Below are 18,316 nucleotides of genomic sequence, written 5' to 3'. Positions count from 1 at the left end.
GTCGCTCCAGCTGTCGATTCTGGGACCAGCATACGTACTGTTGTATGGCTGATCGAACACGACCACATGCTGCCCTGCCTCACGCAAGGTTTCGATATTCGCCGGCGAATCGTCAATATGAATCGTGGCCTGCATACTGTCTTTCAGCCCAGTAAAGCACAGACTCATGTACGGAATGCGGTTGCTGTCCAGCCATTGCGCGGTGTCGGAAACGACCATCTGATGCTGGCCGGACACGAACAGCCGGTGCGTGACAATGCGAATGTACACATGCTCATTCGCCAATCGCTGCAATGCCTGCGCGACCCCCGGAAGCGGCTTCATCGTCGCATACAGATGCTCACGCTCCGCGGCTTTGTGCGTTTCGATGTAATCGTCGAGCGTCTCGAATGGCCATCCGTCCTCGCGCGTGAGATTGTAATGCGCGGTCTGCAGCGCACGTTCCGGCACGTCAATGCCCTGCCGCTGCAGGTAATCGCGGATCGCGCCCTTGTAATCCGCGCAAACGCCGTCCAAATCGAGATTGAGCACGCGATATCCCTGCACGCCCACGCGCTGGCTCTCATATTGTTCAGGAATAGTCGCCATATCACGTTCCTTTCTTACGCCCGACACCAATCAGCCTGTCGAACAGCCACACCAATCAGCCCAGCCCAATCAGCCCGATATCAATCAATGTAACCTGACATTCGCCGGCAACAAGCGCAAATACTCCCGCAAATAAGGAAGATAGAGAATGGATAGAACAATGCTGACCTTGTGAAAAGTCTTACGGGAGAACGATTTTGAGACTTTCATAGAAAAGATAGAAAATCTGAAGATCGCGCCGTTTCTTTTGCGACGGCAATACTGCCCTGCAATCGACGATTGATGTTCATCACAGCATCGTTACGTTTATTTCAAGATTAGCCGATGAAAATACAAAAGAATCGACGATCGTTGCATGACATCGACGGTTGAGCCTGCCTATGATGAAGGCACAACAGAACAAAGAGACACGATGCGGCAGGAACCGGAGAGAAAACCGGAGCCGCACCCCACACGCGGGGAAACGGCAACGCCACCCGCGCTGAACGTAACCAAAAAGCAACAGACTTACGGCAGCGGCCAGAGGAAAGAACAGAAAACAAGAACGCCGCCAAGCCGAACGAAAGGAAACATCATGAAGAACAACACTTTCAACCAGGTCATCAACGCCAACCTCGCTTCCGTCGATCCGGGCTTCGGCCAGTTCGCACTCGCCAAGGCCAGCGCCGATCTGTTCAAGAAGGTCATCAACAAGTGATCCAAGGCCCGCGCAGGCAGGCGTCACACTAACACGACCGAAGGGCTTGCGCTCCATGTGGAGCGCAAGCCCTTTCTCATGTTCCGATCAAGCGACGCCAAGAATCCAGCCACCCCAGCAACTGCACACACAGCACCGCACGCAACCACGCACAACAGCTGGTGTTTCACGTGAAACTCTGTAGATGATCCGGCTTGGAAAGCACTTGATAATACGCCATAAGAAAAAGGAATGCGTGAAATCGTGCAGTGCGCGGCTGGTTGCTTTGGTGGTTCGCTACAGTGGGAATATGAGTGATTTGCGAGATGTGATTATTGTCGGATCCGGCCCTGCCGGATATACCGCGGCCATATACTTGGGCCGGGCTGGATTCAAACCACTGGTCATCGCGGGTGCGCTGACCCCAGGCGGGCAGCTCGTCAACACCACTGAAGTGGAGAATTTTCCAGGTTTCCCCGACGGCGTTATGGGACCGGAACTCATGGATAATATGCAACGCCAGGCTGAGAAGTTCGGCGCGGAAATCGTTTGGGATGATGTTGTTTCCGTGAGCAACAATGACGTCACCGGCGTGAAAACCGTGAGCGTCGATCAGGGAGACGTTTTTGAAACCCATGCTTTGATCATCGCAACCGGATCGGAATATCGCAAACTCGACATCCCCGGAGAGGCGGAATATTCCGGCAAGGGAGTGTCATATTGCGCGACCTGCGACGGCTTCTTCTTCCGAGATAAGCCGATTATTGTGGTCGGCGGCGGCGATAGCGCATTCACTGAGGCTGATTTTCTTTCACGATTTGGATCGTCGGTGACGTTGATTCATCGTCGTTCTGAATTCCGCGCATCGCAGATTCTCGTGGAACGCGCTCAGCAGAATCCGAAGATCACCATCGTCACGAATTCCGTGGTGGAGGAAATCTTGGGTGACGACAATGGAGCCCAATCCGTGAACATTCGCAACGTCATCACCGGAGAGACCAGCACGATTGCCGCAAACGGCATTTTTGTGGCGATCGGCCACTCCCCCGCCACAGCTTTTATTGACGGCATTGTGCAGCGAGATGCGGGTGGATATATTCAGGTGGACGGCGCCAGCACACGCACCAGCACTGCCGGCATTTTTGCAGCCGGCGACTGTGTTGATAGTATTTACCGTCAAGCGATCAGTGCCGCCGGCATGGGCTGCCGGGCCGCCCTCGATGCCCAAGCCTACCTCCAGCAGTAACACTTCCCATCACGGTCATACCCTACAAAAACTTGAAAACGAGCGGAAGGGGCGGCATATTCTGTTCACGACTGTAAGCTTGGCCAAACGGCCTTGAGTGTGTCGTGAACAGAATATGCCGCCCCTTCCGCGGACACCAAAAAACTTAAGAACTACTATTTTTCGGCAGTGGGCATGAGCAGGTCGACAATGCGCTTCATGTCGTCTTCGGATTTGAACACGATTTCGATGCGTCCATGCTCCTTGGATCCCTTGATCGACACCTTCGTGCCGAACCTCTTTTCAAGACCGATCTGCATCGGCGTTCCGGCCCAAGGGTTCAGCTTGTTGGTTTTCGCTTTCTTCGGCTGGTCCGATTCAGCGACCTTCATCGACACGATTTCCTCGGTGCTGCGTACCGACAACCCTTCGGAAATAATGCGCGTCGCAAGCTGTTCCATGTCAGCTTCCGTCGGTAATCCGAGCAATGCGCGCGCATGACCGGCCGACAGCAAGCCGGAAGCAACCTTCTTTTGTACGGTCGCAGGCAGATTCAGCAGTCGCAGAGTATTGGCGATTTGCGGACGCGACTTCGACACCGACTTTGACAATTGCGCCTGCGTCAAGCCAAAATCGTCGATCATCTGCTGATAGGCGGCCGCCTCTTCCAATGGATTCAACGCAACGCGATGCAGGTTTTCCAGCAAAGCGTCACGCAACATATCGTCGTCGGCAGTGGTTTTGACAATCGCAGGAATCGTTTTCAAACCTGCGATCTGCGATGCGCGCCAACGACGTTCACCCATAATGAGCTCGTACATGCTATCCATGCGCCCGTCGAACATATTGTGCGACTCGGCATCTTTAGCGGCGTTCTCCTTGCGAGCAGCCTCAATCTGCGCGAGTGGACGCTTCCGTACGACAATAGGCTGCAGCACGCCGACTTCTTTGATGGAATCGGCAAGCTCACGAAGATCATCCTCATCGAAAATGGTACGCGGCTGATGCAGGTTCGGTCCAACATCACTCAGTCGCAATTCAACGAGATAACCGCCCTGCACCGGCAACAGTTCAGGTTCGTCATTCTTCTTATCTTCGGTCTTTTTTACCGCAGCGGTTTCACGTGAAACACTTTCCTGCTTCACTTCGGAAGTGGCAACAGGACTGGTGGAACCGAAGAACATGTCGGCAGGATGAGCAGTCTCATTCAACGTGATGGAAGGCATACTGGCTCGATGGCCACTCCCCTTCTTGGTTTCACGTGAAACGTTCTTCTTCATGTCATGGACGGCATCGACGGAAGCCTTGGCGGTTGCCACGGAACTCTTGACCGCGGTCTTCCCCGCGGATTGCCCGGCAACAGTCGCACCACCGGCTACGTTTTCTGAAACTTTTCCAGCGATCTTGTTATCAGCCTTTGCACCCGCAACAGCCACAGCCGGTTCAGTAGCGGCTTCCGATTTCGTCGACTCTCCTGGAAGAGACGGAAACAGTGCGCCGAGACCCTTGCCTAAACGTGATTTCGTAGCCATGATCAGTTCTCATTCCTTCTTGCATCAATAGCCTGCAACACTGTCTGCGAGCGACGTGCGAGTTCCAACGCGGCCTCACAGTAGGAGATTGCACCCATGCCCTTGGGGTCGTAGGCGATAACGCTTTGATTGAAGCTCGGCGCTTCCGAGATTTTCACCGTGCGTGGAATCGTGGTATCCAACACGATGGTCGGATAGTGGCTTTTGACCTCGTCATGCACTTCACGGCTGAGCAGGGTTCGCTTATCGAACATGGTGATCAGCATGGTGGAAACCAGCAGCGACGGATTGAAATGCTCCTGCACCAGTCCGATGGTATTGATGAGCTGGCCGAGACCTTCCAGCGCATAGTACTCAGCCTGGATCGGAATCAGCATCTCATGCACCGCACACATGGCATTAATTACCAGCAGGCCGAGGCTTGGCGGGCAATCGATAATCACGTAGTCGTAGTGCTCCTCGCTGGTTTCCAGAAACTCGTCAACCGCGGTCTTCAGAAGCACATTACGATTTTCCATGTCGGCGACTTCCAGCTCGGCACCGCTCAAATCGATCGAAGCTGGAACCACATCGAGCAGATCAAAATCAGGGCATGTGCGCTTGACTTCGGCGATGGTCTTCCTGCCTTCGATCACGTCGTACACCGAAGGCTCCCCCGACGCATGCGGAGCGCCCAACGCGGTCGACGCATTGCCCTGCGGATCCATATCGATCAGCAGCACCTTGGAACCGAACTGAGCCAACGCAGCGGAAAGATTCACGGCCGACGTGGTTTTGCCAACGCCACCCTTCTGGTTGGCGACCGCGATCAGGCGCGTCTGCTCCGGCTTTGGGCAAACGGCCTTCTGCAAGGCGCGATAGCGAGTCGATTCGTCGGCAATCTGCGAACCAAGAGGGGAATCCGATCCTCCGAAAATTCGTTTGATGGTTTCCGTTGCCGATTCCATCGACGTCAGGTTATCTGGTCCTTCAGGTCCAGTCATACACTAGCCTTCCTTACGATATGCTTAACATTCAAGTTTCATCATTCGGGTGGACAGCATCAGCTCATCTCACCCACTGTGCACAAATGTGAATAGCTGTGGATAGTCGGTGGATAACTTACGTTGTTCGCAAAAAGTTATCCACCGATCTTTCGTTGCTACTTCAACATTTTTCCGCCGCTTTTTTTCGTCGATTTTCCAGTTGTGTACAATGTGCATAACTCACCGAAATGGTGGATAACTTACTTTTTATCCACCATGAGCACATGGGTCGATTCCAAGCCCGGACCAACCTCGGCATCCACCACCCGCGGACGAATGCCACCGCATTTGGCGATCTCTTTGGAAGCCTTTTCGATCTCCTCTTGCGCGGACCGCCCCTTCAGTGCGACCAAACGTCCACCGCGCTCAAGCAACGGCAGCGTCCACCCCGAAAGTTTGGTCATAGGAGCCACGGCACGGCACGTCACCACGGCAAACGGATGTTTCGCCTGAATAGGCTTGCCATCCAAATCCAGTACAGGACCGCGAACGGCCACTCCCCTGCCGTTCTTGCCGCCTTTGCCGTTCCTGGTGCTTCCATTGCCACGATTGCCGCCTTGAGCGCCAGTAGCACCCGCAATGGCCTCGATCATCTCATTGGCCCTGGCACGCACCACGGTAACGTTATTCAACTCCATATCGGCCACGCACTCGTTCAGCCATTCGACACGACGTTCCATCGGCTCCACAAGCGTGAACCGGTGATCCGGCAGGCAGGCGGCCGCGACAATACCGGGAAAACCGCCGCCACTGCCGATATCGGCAACCGTCTTGAACTGCTTCTTGGCCGTGGCTTCCTTTACGAAAGGCACAATGGCGGCCGAATTCAGAATATGGCGTTCCCAAATAATGCCAACATCTCTTGGCCCAATCAGACCGCGAGGTTCGCCTTCTTCGGCAAGTTTCGCATGGAAAACACGAAGCTTGCCCAACGCATCCCCCAGCACTTCCTCAAGCATCGGCGAATCATCAAGTTCGTCTGTCACATCACTCATGGGCACCATCCTATATCCTGCTCTTCCTCATTGCCGGTATTCCAGCAAGTACTTCCCGACCATTGACGGCAATATCACATGTCCGGCGCACGGCCAGCATGAAGTCACTCAAAAAATCGCAATAAAAAAGCGCCACCAAATGGTGACGCCATGTTTCACGTGAAACGAGCCGAACTCAGGCCTCATCCTCGTCTTCAGTATCTTCGGCAGCGGAAGCCTTGAGATACACCGTGACGTAACGACGCGGTTCCTCGCCGTGGGAACGGGACTTCATACCCTCCTCACGCACCACATCATGCACGATCTTGCGTTCGAAGGAGTTCATCGGCTTGAGATCAACCGGCTCCCCCGTCTCGCGCACCTCGTCGATGGCGTCCAGCGCGATGTCGTGCAGACGCTGGCGCTTGCGCTTCAGATAGCCGTCGACGTCCACAATGAGATGGGAACGCTCGCCGGTCTTCTGCTGCACGGCCAGTCGCGTCAGCTGCTGCAGAGCGTCAACGACTTCGCCGTTGCGTCCGATGAGATGCTTGATGTCCGTATCATCATCGGCGACGATTTGCACGGTAGGGCGATTGTTGCGCACGCCCATTTCGATATCGCCTTCGTAATCGACGATATCAAGCAGTCCTTCAAGATAATCGGCAGCGATATCAGCTTCCTCGTTGAGCTGATCGATGGTCTTTTCCTCATCTTGCGCCATAGTGGTTGTACTCCTTTGAGCGGGGTTTCTATTACTAAAGTCTTATTGTGTAAAGTCTAATTCCTGTTTACCACGTCGACAATAAACGCTGATAAAAGTGGTGTGTCCCGCGTTTCACGTGAAACACGGGACACACTTTTACTCACTTCTTTTTCTTTTTACGGCTCGGCTGCTGACGCTGGTAGCCGCTCTTTTCCTTCACTTCGGCGGCTTCCTTGGCCTTCTGCAGCGCCTCTTCCTCGAGGGATGGCAGACCGGCCTTGGCTCGGCGGGCGTTCTCATGAACATGATCACGCTTTTCCTTCGCTTCGGCGGCCGGAGATCCCGGAGTCGGGAAGACGTGGATCTGCCAGATGGAACGCAACAGATTGCAGATGTTGTTGGTGAGCCAGTACACCAGCACAGCGAACGGCATGGCAATACCGGAGAAAATGTACATGATCGGGAACATCCACAACATCATCTTCTGCATCATTTCGGTCTGCTTGTTTGCCGCAGACTGAGCCATGTTACGCTTCATGCTGTTGTACTGCATGAACCACAGGCAGAAGCACATCAATGCAACGAAGATGGCGATAACTACTTTGCCATGCACGGCGGCGGTCGTGAAGTTATCAGCCACGTTCACACCGAACACTGTGGTGGACGTGAACTGCTTGGCTGTGGCGATGTCGAAAGCGCCAAGACCCTGTCCGTCCCTGAATTTGCCGCGTGCGATGTACGGAATGGCTGACAGCGTATAGAACATGCACATGAATACGGGACCCTGCACGAACATAGGGAGCATGGAAGTGCAGCCACCCATCGGGTTCGCATCATTGTCCTGGTAGAGCTTCATCATCTCGCGCTGCATGGCTTCCTTGCTGGCGGGATCGTTCTTGCCCTTGTATTTGTTTTGGATACGCTGCATCTTTGGCTGCAGGACGGTCATCTGGGCCTGCATCTTGCGCATACCCTTCATGGACTTGTAGAACAGCGGAAAAACGCATGCCTGGACCACAAGTACTAGGAATACGATGGACATGACCCACGAGAAACCGATCTCGTTCATGCCCAGCATCACCAGGAACTTATGGAATACGGCCATGATCTGCGTCATGAGCCACTCGACGGGATACAGGAGCTTATACAGCCAGCCCCAGAAACCGCTGTCGAGGAGGAATTGATTTTGATTCATTACAGGCCAGTCTCCTTATCGCCTATAGGTTTTTCTACGTTCAGAGGCGTGAGCCGAGGTTCCTCGTGTGCCTTCGACCACGAACATCTGTAAAACAAGGAATAAAGCTGCGGAACGTCGTCAATTCCCCCACGGTTCCACTGATTGCAGCGAAGAAGGCGCAATAACGCAAGAAGGCCACCCTTAAGGCGGCCAAATCGTTCAATCGCCTGAATCGCGTAATTGGAACAACTTGGATAATATCTGCAGCAAGGCGCGGTATTCGCGGAAATATGACGTTGGTACCAGCGAATGGCACGAATCATCCAATTTCCGTTACGACCGGCGTTCATTACCGACGCACGGCCTTACGATTCACCGCTTCAAAACATGCTGCGATCTGCTGTTCCAACGATAGAAAATCGGCATGCGCAGCACTTGGCTTGGCACGCAACACGATATCGCAGGATTCAGGTAAGGCAGATTCGTACTTTCGTGCAAGCACGCGGAAACGACGCTTGACGGCATTACGCGTCACAGCGTTGCCGACAGCCTTGGAAACGGCCAAACCGACACGTCGGCCCCGCATCGCCGCAGAATCGTCGATAATGGCATCGTCGTGCACCAAATAATGCACGACGATGTCTTCTCGCGATACCCTACGACGGCGTTTGAGCACCGCGACGAAATCGCGATGGCTTTTCAGCCGTTCCACCGCTCTATGCCGTTAAATCAGGCAGCGAGGGACTTGCGGCCCTTGGCGCGGCGACGGTTGATCAGAGCGCGGCCTGCGCGGGTGCGCATGCGCTGACGGAAACCGTGCTTCATGTGACGACGACGGTTGTTCGGCTGGAATGTCCTCTTCATAATTAATGCTCCCGGTGTTTTTTGCCATGCCAAGGCACGGCTCCTCATGAGTCAAGCTCTACCAAGTTACTCTGACCCCTGAACAGAGATGAATACGCATATCAAATCCTTCACATTTTCATGGGGATTCTCCCCACAAAACAATCCACAGAAACGTTGATATGTCGCCAAACTCCCCACAAAAGTTATCCACAAACTACAATGATGTTATTCACAATTCAGTCTTTTCAACACGCTTACCGGTGGATAACTTGGGGAAAAGAGAGTACAAATAAACAGTTGCACACTTGGAAAAAGTCTGTCGAGAAAGGGGAATCCGTGGCCGACACGACAACTGACCCTCTCGAGCAGGCTCGGGGAGTCTGGTCCGACGCGCTGGCGTTGTTGCACCAGAATCCGGCGCTGTCCATCCGAGATAAAAGCTGGCTGGAAAACGTTTTTCCCGAAGGCATGTGGGGTCCTACCATTGTCTTATGCGTGCCAAGCGCGGCCGCACAGCAGACGTTGCAGAACGAATTGAACCAGCCCCTGCTGGAAGCCTTGCGGGAAGCCGCCGAACAGGATATTTTCCCCGCATTCAAGATTGTGGAAAAGAAGGAACCGGCCCAACCTGCCGTCGAGGAATACCCCCACTTCTCCCCCGCGCCACATGCGGAGGAAACCACGCAGGGGCAGCTGCCGATTCCGGTTGTCATGCCGCCGGAGCGCCACAACAACTTCCAACGCGGCCAAAACAGGCCTCTGCTGGATCCTAAGACCCATTTGAATAAGAACGCCACGTTCGACACCTTCGTTCCTGGCGATTCCAATCGTTTCGCACGTACCGTCGCGTTGGCCGTCGCGGAAGGTTCCGGTCACGATTTCAACCCGCTTTGTATTTACGGCGGATCAGGATTGGGTAAAACCCACTTGCTGAACGCCATCGGCAATTACGCACTGGTCAAGGATCCCACGCTGAAAGTCCGTTATGTGACCAGTGAGGAATTCACCAACGAATTCATCGAAGCGTTGGGTGACACCAACCAGAATTCCGGTCAAATCAAGGAATTCAACCGTCGCTACCGCGAAGTCGACGTGCTGCTCATCGACGATATTCAATTTCTGAGCGGCAAGGACGCGACGCTTGAACAGTTCTTCCATACATTCAATACCCTGCATCAGGCGAACAAGCGCATTGTGATCGCATCCGATGTGCCTCCGAAGGATCTGCAGGGATTCAACGAACGTCTGATCTCCCGTTTCGAATCCGGCCTGACCGTTGACGTCAAGCCGCCGGATCTGGAGACGCGCATCGCCATTCTGCGCATGATCGCCCACGGCACCAACGTTCAGGACGATGTGCTCAACCTCATCGCGGAGCGGTTCACCGAGAATATTCGCGAGCTGGAAGGCGCGCTGAACCGCGTGACCGCCATGGCATCGCTGAGCGGCCAGCCGGTGACCCGCGCGTTGGCGGAACAGACGTTGCAGGACTTTTTCTCGACCGATGTGGAGATCAAGCCCACCGACATCATCACCCAGGTGGCCAAGTACTTCTACATTACGTTCGATGACATTGTCGGACGTTCGCGTACGAAGAAGATCGCGCTGGCGCGTCAGATCGCCATGTATTTGGTGCGTGAGCTCACCAGCATGAGCCTGAACGACATCGGCCAGGTGTTTGGCGGCAAGGACCACACCACGGTGATGCATGCATACACCCGCATCAGCGACGAGATGCAGGAAAAGCAGGAGATCTACAACTACGTGACGGAACTGACCCTGCAGCTCAAGCAGCGTTCCGGCGAAAAATAACGTTTTCTATGCGACTTTGCGCGTTTGCATGTGTTTTCGTGCGTCTCAAAAAAACGATTTTAGGCGTTTTCTGCCTTTCTCAGGCGATTTTCACAAGCCAAGTATGAGTATCAGTAAATTCTTTATCAGCTGTTTTACCGACCATCCTGACACGCCGGCCTGTGGAAGATTTTTATTGAAGTTATCCACATGGTTATACACAAATCAATGATTTCTCGGTGGAAAACCCGTTGGAAACGCCAGAATCGCCGGTGGATGAATTGTGGACTATCCACATGGTTTTGTGGATAACTTTTTCAAAGCGACGAGGCTGTGGATAACCCGATGATTTGTCCACACTTCGTCCAAAAGTTATCCACAAGCAATGAGATGTTGCGAGCCATTGCAAAACGTGGGGTCTGAGCACTTACCCACATTATCCACAGGCCTTATTATGACGAATGTAGGTGTTATAAGAAATTCATCATCGTCGTCATAAGTGGGGAATTCCCCACGCTTCGTCAAACGCCGACAGTCTCGCTAGAATGACTTATGGACCGAACGAAACGAGGAAACTAGCCATGAAAGTTGAAGTCAATTCCCAAGCGCTGGCAGACGCAGTAGCCTGGACCACTCGCGTGATCGACGCTCGTCCTGCATCCCCCATTTTGGCAGGCATTCGCTTGGAGGCCATCGACGGCACCCTCCAGCTTTCCGCCTTCAATTACGCCATTTCCGCACGCCACCATATCGAAGCAGGCGTTGATGAAAGCGGATCCATTCTGGTGCTCGGCAAGCTGCTGGCAGATATCACCAAGTCGCTTCCCGCCGCGAAAACCTACCTGTCCACTGACGGATCCACACTGACCATCACGTCGGGCAAGTCCACCTTCACCATGCAGCTCATGCCGGATAACGAATATCCGGATCTGCCGGTGGTTCCCGCCAAACTGGGGCAGGTGGACGCCCAAACCTTCGCACAGGCCGTCGCTCAGGCGTCCGTCGCCGTTTCCCGCGAGGAGAACCGTCCGGTACTGACCGGCATTCGTGTGCAGTTCCAAGGCAACAAGGTGATCATGAGCTCCACCGACCGATTCCGCTTGTCGCGTTCGAGCTTCACCTGGACGCCGGAAAACCCGGACATCAACACCACCGCACTCGTGCGCGGCGCACTGTTGCGCGATGTGGCCCGTTCCTTGGACGAGCATCAAAACATCGTCGTGGATTTCGATCCGGAGAATCCGTCGCTGCTGGGCTTTGAGAACGCCGGACGCGTATCCACCTCGCAGCTGATCGACGGCGAATTCCCCGCGGTGGACCGCCTGTACGCTGACGAATACCCGATTCATGCGGTCATCAACAAGCAGGATCTCATCAGCGCCATCAAGCGCGTGTCCCTCGTGGCCGAACGCAACGCTCCGATCCGCATGGCCTTCACCAGCCAGGAACTCACGCTGACCGCAGGCTCGGTGGATGAAGCCCAAGCCAAGGAGATCCTCGACATCGACATGGATGGCGAAGACATCACCGTGGCCTTCAATCCCGCCTACCTGATCGAAGGCCTGAGCGCCATCAGCGAGCCGTTCGTACGCATGAAGATGACCACCGCGGTCAAGCCGGTGGAATTCAACGGCCAGCAGGAATCGAATTCCGAAGAATCCATGGACTACCGCTACCTGCTCGTGCCGATGCGCTTCAACAGCTGAACTAAGCTGACCTACACGAAAACGCGGATACATCGCAAAAAATAGGGCTGAACATGGCTGTTATTGCCAGTTCAGCCCATTTGCATGATTAATTGCGATTATTTACGTAAGAAATTCGCACTATCTCAAGGATCTTGCATGTATATTTCCCGACTGGCACTCGACCACTACCGATCGTGGGAACATTGCGTGCTCGATTTCAAACCGGGAATCAACATTCTGCAAGGTGCCAACGGACTCGGCAAAACCAATATCGTGGAAGCCATCGAAGTGCTTTCCACAGGATCCAGCCATCGCGCGTCATCATCACTGCCATTAATCGAAAAAGGGTGCACGTCGGCCACCATCCGAGCCAACGTGGAAGACGGTGAAACGCAGCACACCTACGAGGCGACCATCGTGGCACGGGGTGCTAACCGAGCGCGCATTGACGGCGGAAAATCTCAATATATGAGGGATCTCATCGGGCGCACGCCCTCCGTCTCCTTTACCCCCGAAGATCAACGTCTGGTAGCAGGGGATCCCGCAACCCGACGCAACTTCATCAACCAGGCCGCGTCTCTGCTGCTCCCCCACTATGCGCAGACCCTGCAACAGTTCACGCACGTGGCGAAACAGCGCACGGCACTGCTCAAACAACTCGGCGACGGCACGAATCTCGACCCGCAATACGGCCAGCAGGCGGTCTTAAGCGGGCTGGAAATCTGGACGGGGCAATTCATCGACCTCGGCATGCAGCTGACGCGGGACCGCAACAACGTGATCTCACGCTTGGAAGAGCCTTTTGCGCGGATCTACGCGTCTTTGGCGGGAGATGACGAACGGGCGGCGCTCGCCTACGAGCCGTCCTTCGACGAAGTGATGCTGTTCGACGATCCGGCCGCGGAGATCAGCCGCCATTTCCAACGCATCTACCCCGGCGAAGTGGCGCGCGGGCAGAATCTGATCGGTCCGCATCGCGACGACCTGACTTTGCTGCTCAACGATATGAACGCACGCGAATTCGCGTCCAACGGTGAGATGTGGACCATGGCTTTGGCGTTGAAAATGGCGCTATACGAGGCGGTTTCCGCACATTTTGAAAGCAAGCCAATCGTGATTCTCGATGATGTGTTCGCACAGCTTGACGAGGCCCGTCGTGGGCAGATCCTCGATTTTGCGATGCGGCAGGACCAGGTGCTGATCACCGTCGCCGCGGCAAGCGATATTCCGCGCATGGATGCTGGGCGCTTTCACGCGGACGCGCATGTGATCGACGTGGCCGCGTTGCGCAGGCAATCGCAAGATGGACAGCATGACGATTTGACGGCGATGATGGCGCAACTTGTCGCGGGACGGGAATCTGCAACGCAATCGTCTGCAGCGCAACAGTCGGTGAATCGACAGGAGCAGCGCTGATGCCGAATCCTCCAATCTGCGAAACATTGCATCTCGACCAACGCAAGTTGCCCGCCGAAGTATTCGAACGTATCAGCCGACGTGCCGGCCGATATAAGGAACGTGAGGAACGTGCGCGGCAGGCGTGGGAGAATTTCGGCAAACCCGGACGCGACCCGCAGACGGTCGGCAATATTTTCAACGTGATCGCAACGCAAGGTTCTTGGACGCCGCATCTGAAAATCGCGCAGATGCAGAATCATTGGGATCAGGTGGTCGGCGTCGAAAACGCGCGCCACTCCTACCCCGTCGACCTGCGCGACGGCATTCTGACGATCCGATGCGACAGCCCCGCATGGACCACCACCTTGACGTACATGATTCCGCTGCTGACCGACACCATTCGCCGTAGGCTCGAGGGGCTGACCATCAACGAGGTGCGCGTCACCGGCCCACAACAACAGGGATTCAGCCGAGGACGAATGACACGAAGGCCGCGATATTAGCGCGACACCACGTGCTATCAGACGTTCGTTGAAGGCGCTTCGTCGAAGAATTCCCCCTGCGACGCTTCCAAGCGGGCCGTTCGCAACGGTCGAATGTTGTTTTCCGAAAGCGAAAAAACAGGGGTAAACGGCTGGATTTCAAGGATAAATGCCTCTGGCGCTCTGTCCCCCTCCATGAGTAGAATATCAAGCAGTGTATGTAAACGCCTAGAAGGGGCCTTTATTTGCGTTCTAGGTGGTATCACCTGCGGAAATGACCCTTGATGGCGGGAAAAATGCAGGAAGGAATCTCTGTGGCAGACCTTGATGCGGATTCGCTGAACGAATCAGCTGAAAACACGCAGGAAGATCAGATCCAGAACGATCAGCTCGAAGATGCGCAGCTCGATGACACCTTGGCTCCGGAGCATTACGACGCTTCCGATCTGAGGGTTCTGGAAGGCCTTGAGGCGGTGCGAATCCGCCCGGGCATGTACATCGGCTCCACCGGCCCCCGAGGCTTGCACCACCTGGTGTACGAGATCGTCGACAACTCCGTCGATGAGGCGCTGGCAGGCTACGCTTCGCACATCGAAGTGACGATTCTGCCGGACGGCGGCGTGCGCGTGGTGGATGACGGCCGAGGCATTCCGGTCGACGAAGTGCCGGGCGAAGGCGTTTCCGGCGTGGAAACCGTGATGACCAAGCTGCATGCCGGCGGCAAGTTCGGTGGCGGCGGCTATGCGGTTTCCGGCGGTCTGCACGGCGTGGGCATCTCCGTGGTGAACGCGCTGTCGACCCGCGTCGACATCGAAGTGCGCCGACAGGGCTTCCACTGGACCCAGACCTACATCGACCAGAAGCCGACCGCACGTCTTGCCAAGGGCGAGCCGATGGGCGAAGACGAGTCCACCGGCACTTCCGTGACCTTCTGGGCAGACGGCGCGATCTTCGAAACCACCACCTACGATTTCGAGACCCTGCGCAACCGCTTCCAGCAGATGGCGTTCCTCAACAAGGGGCTGAAACTGTCCCTGACCGATTTGCGCGAACCGGATCAGGCCGGAGACGAAGTCGCGGGCGAAAGCGACGACAATGCCGAACCGAAGCATCAGACGGTCACCTACCAATACAACGACGGCATCAAGGATTATGTCGATTACTTGGTGAAGTCCCGCAAGGCAACCCCCGTCGAACCGGACGTGATCGATTTCGAAGCGGAAGACCTGAAAATCGGCATTTCCGCGGAAATCGCCATGCAATGGACCACCGCATACTCCGAAGCGGTGCACACCTTCGCCAACACCATCTCCACCACCGAAGGCGGTACCCACGAAGAAGGCTTCCGCGCCGCGCTGACCTCGCTCGTCAACCGTTACGCACGTGAAAAGAACATCCTCAAAGACAAGGATGAGAACCTCTCCGGCGACGACGTGCGCGAAGGCCTGACCGCAGTGGTGTCGGTGAAACTCACCACCCCGCAGTTCGAAGGCCAGACCAAGACCAAGCTCGGCAATTCCGAAGCGAAAACCTTCGTACAGCGTGTGATGACCGACAAGCTCGGCGACTGGTTCGATTCGCATCCTAGCGAGGCCAAGAACATCATCCAGAAGGCCATTGAAGCCTCCCGTGCGCGTCTTGCAGCCAAGAAGGCACGTGAGAATACCCGCCGTAAGTCAATCTTCGAATCTGCGGGCATGCCAGACAAACTGAAGGATTGCCAGTCCAACAATCCTGAAGAATGCGAACTGTTCATCGTGGAGGGCGACTCCGCAGGCGGCTCCGCAATTCAGGGACGCAACCCGATCACGCAGGCCATCCTGCCGTTGCGAGGCAAAATCCTTAACACCGAGCGTGCAAGCCTCGACCGCATGATGAAGTCCGAAACCATCGAATCGCTGATCACCGCGGTCGGCGGCGGCTATGGCGAGGATTTCGACCTGAACAAAGTCCGCTACCACAAGGTCATCATCATGGCCGATGCCGATGTGGACGGCGCGCATATCGCAACCCTGAATCTGACGCTGTTCTTCCGCTACATGCGCCCGATGATCACCGCTGGTTACGTGTATGTGGCCATGCCGCCGCTGTACCGACTCAAGTGGACCAAAGGCGCGCACGACTTCGTGTACACCGACGCCGAACGCGACCGCGTGCTCGCCGAAGGCAAGTCCGCCGGCCGTCAGCTGCCGAAGGGCGAAGGCATCCAGCGTTACAAGGGTCTGGGTGAAATGAGCTACCAGGAACTGTGGGAAACCACCATGGATCCTGACCACCGCATTCTGAAGCAGGTGCAGATCGAAGACGCGGCCGCAGCCGACGAAACCTTCTCCATGCTCATGGGAGACGAAGTCGAACCTCGCCGTCTGTTCATCCAGCGCAACGCCCGCAACGTCAGCTGGATCGACGCGTAGGGATTTCAAGGACTTCAGGCAAGGTTTCATAAGGATTTAGAAGGACTTAGAAGTTGGCAGACGAAAACAACAGCAACGAAGACGGCCAGTTCGTGCCTGACGGCTCCATGGAACCGTTGAGCCCGCAGGAGGCCGACAACACCGATTACGGCCTGATGGTCGGCGAACGCGTCCAGAAGAAGGATCTGCAGCAGGAAATGCGCGAATCCTATCTGGCGTACGCCATGTCCGTCATCGTCGATCGTGCCCTTCCGGACGTGCGAGACGGCATGAAGCCGGTGCACCGCCGCGTGATCTACGCGATGTACGACGGCGGCTACCGCCCCGACCGCGGCTACTCCAAGTGCGCCCGCGTGGTCGGCGAAGTGATGGGTAAGTACCATCCGCACGGCGATTCCGCGATCTACGACACGTTGGTGCGTATGGCACAGTCGTGGTCTATGCGCTACACGCTGGTCGACGGCCAGGGCAACTTCGGCTCCCCCGGCGACGATCCGGCCGCGGCAATGCGTTACACCGAATGCCGTATGGCTCCGCTCGCCATGGAAATGGTTCGTGACATCGACAAAGACACCGTCGATTTCCTGCCGAACTACGATGGCAAGACACAGGAGCCGACCGTGCTTCCGGCACGATTCCCGAACCTGTTGTGCAACGGTTCGTCCGGTATCGCCGTCGGTATGGCCACCAACATTCCTCCGCACAACATGCGCGAGGTGGCCGAAGGCGTGCATTGGGCGCTCGACCACCCGGACGCAAGCCGCGAAGAGCTGCTCGAAAACCTGATCCGTATCATCAAGGGACCGGACTTCCCTACTGGCGCAACGATTCTCGGACATAAGGGCATCGAACAGGCCTACCGTACCGGCCGTGGTCTGATCACCATGCGCGCGGTGGTGAACACCGAAGAGATCAAGGGCCGCATGTGCCTCGTGATCACCGAGCTGCCGTACCAGGTGAACCCTGACCGACTGGTCGTCTCCATCCGCGAAGCGGTGCGCGACGGCAAGATCCAGGGCATCGCCGACATGCGCGACGAAACCTCCGGTCGTACCGGTCAGCGTCTCGTGCTCGTGCTCAAGCGCGACGCCGTGCCGAAGGTCGTGCTCAACAACCTGTACAAGCACTCCCAGCTGCAGCAGACCTTCGGCGCCAACATGCTGGCGCTGGTCGACGGTGTGCCACGCACGCTGTCTTTGGATGCCTTCATCCGCCATTGGGTGGGCCACCAGCTGGAAGTCATCGCACGCCGTACCGCATACCTCAAGCGTGAGGCGGAGGAACGCGACCACATTCTGCAGGGCTATCTGAAGGCCCTCGACATGATCGACGAGGTCATCGCGCTCATTCGTGCTTCCGAATCCGCGGAAACCGCGCGCACGGGCCTTATGGACCTGCTGGACGTGGATGAAGTGCAGGCCGACGCCATTCTGGCCATGCAGCTGCGCCGACTGGCCGCATTGGAACGTCAGAAGATCCTCGACGAGCACAACGAACTGATGCGTCGCATCGCCGACTACAACGACATTCTCGCCAAGCCAGAGCGCCAGCGCAAGATCGTGGGCGACGAGCTTGACGAAATCGTGTCCAAGTATGGCGACGAACGTCGAACCAAGATCCTGCCGTACTCCGGCGAAATGAACGTCGAAGATCTGATCGCGGAAGAAAACGTGGTCGTAACCGTTACACACTCCGGTTTCATCAAGCGCACCAAGGCCGACGAATACCGTGCGCAGCATCGCGGCGGCAAGGGCATCAAGGGCGCCAAGCTGCGCGAGGACGACGTGGTGGACC

17 protein-coding genes are annotated in these 18,316 nt (G+C 55.9%); 8 read left to right on the top strand and 9 right to left on the bottom strand.

Features of this window, described 5'->3' with window-relative positions:
- On the bottom strand, positions 1-588 hold a 588-nt coding region (locus tag Q5H33_RS06485), incomplete at its 3' end, for a hypothetical protein (protein ID WP_302423633.1).
- A gap of 574 nt (positions 589-1,162) precedes the next feature.
- Between Q5H33_RS06485 and Q5H33_RS06480 the strand changes: the two genes are divergently transcribed.
- Together Q5H33_RS06480 and trxB are read left to right on the top strand one after the other, a co-directional pair.
- A complete protein-coding gene (locus Q5H33_RS06480; protein WP_259296072.1) occupies positions 1,163-1,285 on the top strand; it encodes a hypothetical protein in 123 nt (40 codons plus the stop codon).
- A gap of 184 nt (positions 1,286-1,469) precedes the next feature.
- On the top strand, positions 1,470-2,510 hold the full coding sequence (trxB, locus tag Q5H33_RS06475) for a thioredoxin-disulfide reductase (RefSeq protein WP_141671282.1): 1,041 nt from the start codon (positions 1,470-1,472) through the stop codon (positions 2,508-2,510).
- A 155-nt stretch (positions 2,511-2,665) separates the two neighbouring features.
- Here the strand turns inward: trxB and Q5H33_RS06470 are convergent, their stop codons facing one another.
- The 8 genes from Q5H33_RS06470 to rpmH form a co-directional block, all read right to left on the bottom strand.
- Complete coding sequence (locus tag Q5H33_RS06470; RefSeq protein WP_302423631.1) at positions 2,666-4,021, bottom strand: ParB/RepB/Spo0J family partition protein; 1,356 nt, start codon at positions 4,019-4,021, stop codon at positions 2,666-2,668.
- A 2-nt stretch (positions 4,022-4,023) separates the two neighbouring features.
- Complete coding sequence (locus Q5H33_RS06465; RefSeq protein WP_118157931.1) at positions 4,024-4,968, bottom strand: ParA family protein; 945 nt, start codon at positions 4,966-4,968, stop codon at positions 4,024-4,026.
- A gap of 278 nt (positions 4,969-5,246) precedes the next feature.
- The gene (locus Q5H33_RS06460; RefSeq protein WP_118262327.1) at positions 5,247-6,050 is read right to left on the bottom strand and encodes a 16S rRNA (guanine(527)-N(7))-methyltransferase RsmG; all 804 of its coding nucleotides are present in this window, start codon (positions 6,048-6,050) and stop codon (positions 5,247-5,249) included.
- 166 nt (positions 6,051-6,216) lie between these two features.
- Positions 6,217-6,744 (bottom strand): R3H domain-containing nucleic acid-binding protein, encoded by a 528-nt coding sequence (locus Q5H33_RS06455; protein ID WP_055062878.1) that lies wholly within the window; start codon positions 6,742-6,744, stop codon positions 6,217-6,219.
- 142 nt (positions 6,745-6,886) lie between these two features.
- Positions 6,887-7,921 (bottom strand): membrane protein insertase YidC, encoded by a 1,035-nt coding sequence (gene yidC / locus Q5H33_RS06450; RefSeq protein WP_004222747.1) that lies wholly within the window; start codon positions 7,919-7,921, stop codon positions 6,887-6,889.
- On the bottom strand, positions 7,921-8,226 hold the full coding sequence (yidD, locus tag Q5H33_RS06445; RefSeq protein WP_004222749.1) for a membrane protein insertion efficiency factor YidD: 306 nt from the start codon (positions 8,224-8,226) through the stop codon (positions 7,921-7,923). The genes yidC and yidD overlap by 1 nt, the downstream gene beginning before the upstream one ends.
- A gap of 26 nt (positions 8,227-8,252) precedes the next feature.
- Entirely contained in the window at positions 8,253-8,615 is a 363-nt protein-coding gene (gene rnpA, locus Q5H33_RS06440; RefSeq protein WP_004222752.1) for a ribonuclease P protein component, read from the bottom strand.
- Positions 8,616-8,632: 17 nt separating this feature from the next.
- Complete coding sequence (gene rpmH, locus Q5H33_RS06435; RefSeq protein WP_003807168.1) at positions 8,633-8,767, bottom strand: 50S ribosomal protein L34; 135 nt, start codon at positions 8,765-8,767, stop codon at positions 8,633-8,635.
- A gap of 318 nt (positions 8,768-9,085) precedes the next feature.
- Here rpmH and dnaA point away from each other — a divergent pair, with 318 nt between their 5' ends.
- The 6 genes from dnaA to Q5H33_RS06405 all read left to right on the top strand — a co-directional run.
- Positions 9,086-10,561: a chromosomal replication initiator protein DnaA gene (gene dnaA / locus Q5H33_RS06430; protein ID WP_033524155.1), complete on the top strand. Its 1,476-nt coding sequence runs from the start codon at positions 9,086-9,088 to the stop codon at positions 10,559-10,561.
- 560 nt (positions 10,562-11,121) lie between these two features.
- The gene (gene dnaN, locus Q5H33_RS06425) at positions 11,122-12,246 is read left to right on the top strand and encodes a DNA polymerase III subunit beta (RefSeq protein ID WP_022244988.1); all 1,125 of its coding nucleotides are present in this window, start codon (positions 11,122-11,124) and stop codon (positions 12,244-12,246) included.
- 138 nt (positions 12,247-12,384) lie between these two features.
- Positions 12,385-13,644, top strand: a complete 1,260-nt coding sequence (locus Q5H33_RS06420) for a DNA replication/repair protein RecF (RefSeq protein WP_004222769.1) — start codon at positions 12,385-12,387, stop codon at positions 13,642-13,644.
- On the top strand, positions 13,644-14,129 hold the full coding sequence (locus Q5H33_RS06415) for a DUF721 domain-containing protein (protein WP_004222771.1): 486 nt from the start codon (positions 13,644-13,646) through the stop codon (positions 14,127-14,129). Before Q5H33_RS06420 ends, Q5H33_RS06415 begins: the two co-directional genes overlap by 1 nt.
- Positions 14,130-14,446: 317 nt before the next feature.
- Positions 14,447-16,522: a DNA topoisomerase (ATP-hydrolyzing) subunit B gene (gene gyrB / locus Q5H33_RS06410; RefSeq protein WP_095279717.1), complete on the top strand. Its 2,076-nt coding sequence runs from the start codon at positions 14,447-14,449 to the stop codon at positions 16,520-16,522.
- Between the two features lie 53 nt (positions 16,523-16,575).
- The coding region (locus Q5H33_RS06405; RefSeq protein ID WP_302423624.1) for a DNA topoisomerase (ATP-hydrolyzing) at positions 16,576-18,316 on the top strand (1,741 nt) is incomplete at its 3' end.

It is taken from the genome of uncultured Bifidobacterium sp. (assembly GCF_959020145.1).
Taxonomy (GTDB): domain Bacteria; phylum Actinomycetota; class Actinomycetes; order Actinomycetales; family Bifidobacteriaceae; genus Bifidobacterium.
This window is presented reverse-complemented; position numbering and strand designations above follow the sequence as displayed.

Excerpts from the sequence above, each read along its gene's own strand:
- Q5H33_RS06480 (WP_259296072.1), top strand. The coding sequence starts at position 1,163 with ATGAAGAACAACACTTTCAACCAGGTCATCAACGCCAACCTCGCTTCC.
- trxB (WP_141671282.1), top strand. The coding sequence starts at position 1,470 with ATGATCCGGCTTGGAAAGCACTTGATAATACGCCATAAGAAAAAGGAA.
- Q5H33_RS06470 (WP_302423631.1), bottom strand. The coding sequence starts at position 4,021 with ATGGCTACGAAATCACGTTTAGGCAAGGGTCTCGGCGCACTGTTTCCG.
- Q5H33_RS06465 (WP_118157931.1), bottom strand. The coding sequence starts at position 4,968 with ATGGAATCGGCAACGGAAACCATCAAACGAATTTTCGGAGGATCGGAT.
- Q5H33_RS06460 (WP_118262327.1), bottom strand. The coding sequence starts at position 6,050 with ATGGTGCCCATGAGTGATGTGACAGACGAACTTGATGATTCGCCGATG.
- Q5H33_RS06455 (WP_055062878.1), bottom strand. The coding sequence starts at position 6,744 with ATGGCGCAAGATGAGGAAAAGACCATCGATCAGCTCAACGAGGAAGCT.
- yidC (WP_004222747.1), bottom strand. The coding sequence starts at position 7,921 with ATGAATCAAAATCAATTCCTCCTCGACAGCGGTTTCTGGGGCTGGCTG.
- yidD (WP_004222749.1), bottom strand. The coding sequence starts at position 8,226 with ATGATTCGTGCCATTCGCTGGTACCAACGTCATATTTCCGCGAATACC.
- rpmH (WP_003807168.1), bottom strand. The coding sequence starts at position 8,767 with ATGAAGAGGACATTCCAGCCGAACAACCGTCGTCGTCACATGAAGCAC.
- dnaN (WP_022244988.1), top strand. The coding sequence starts at position 11,122 with ATGAAAGTTGAAGTCAATTCCCAAGCGCTGGCAGACGCAGTAGCCTGG.
- Q5H33_RS06420 (WP_004222769.1), top strand. The coding sequence starts at position 12,385 with ATGTATATTTCCCGACTGGCACTCGACCACTACCGATCGTGGGAACAT.
- Q5H33_RS06415 (WP_004222771.1), top strand. The coding sequence starts at position 13,644 with ATGCCGAATCCTCCAATCTGCGAAACATTGCATCTCGACCAACGCAAG.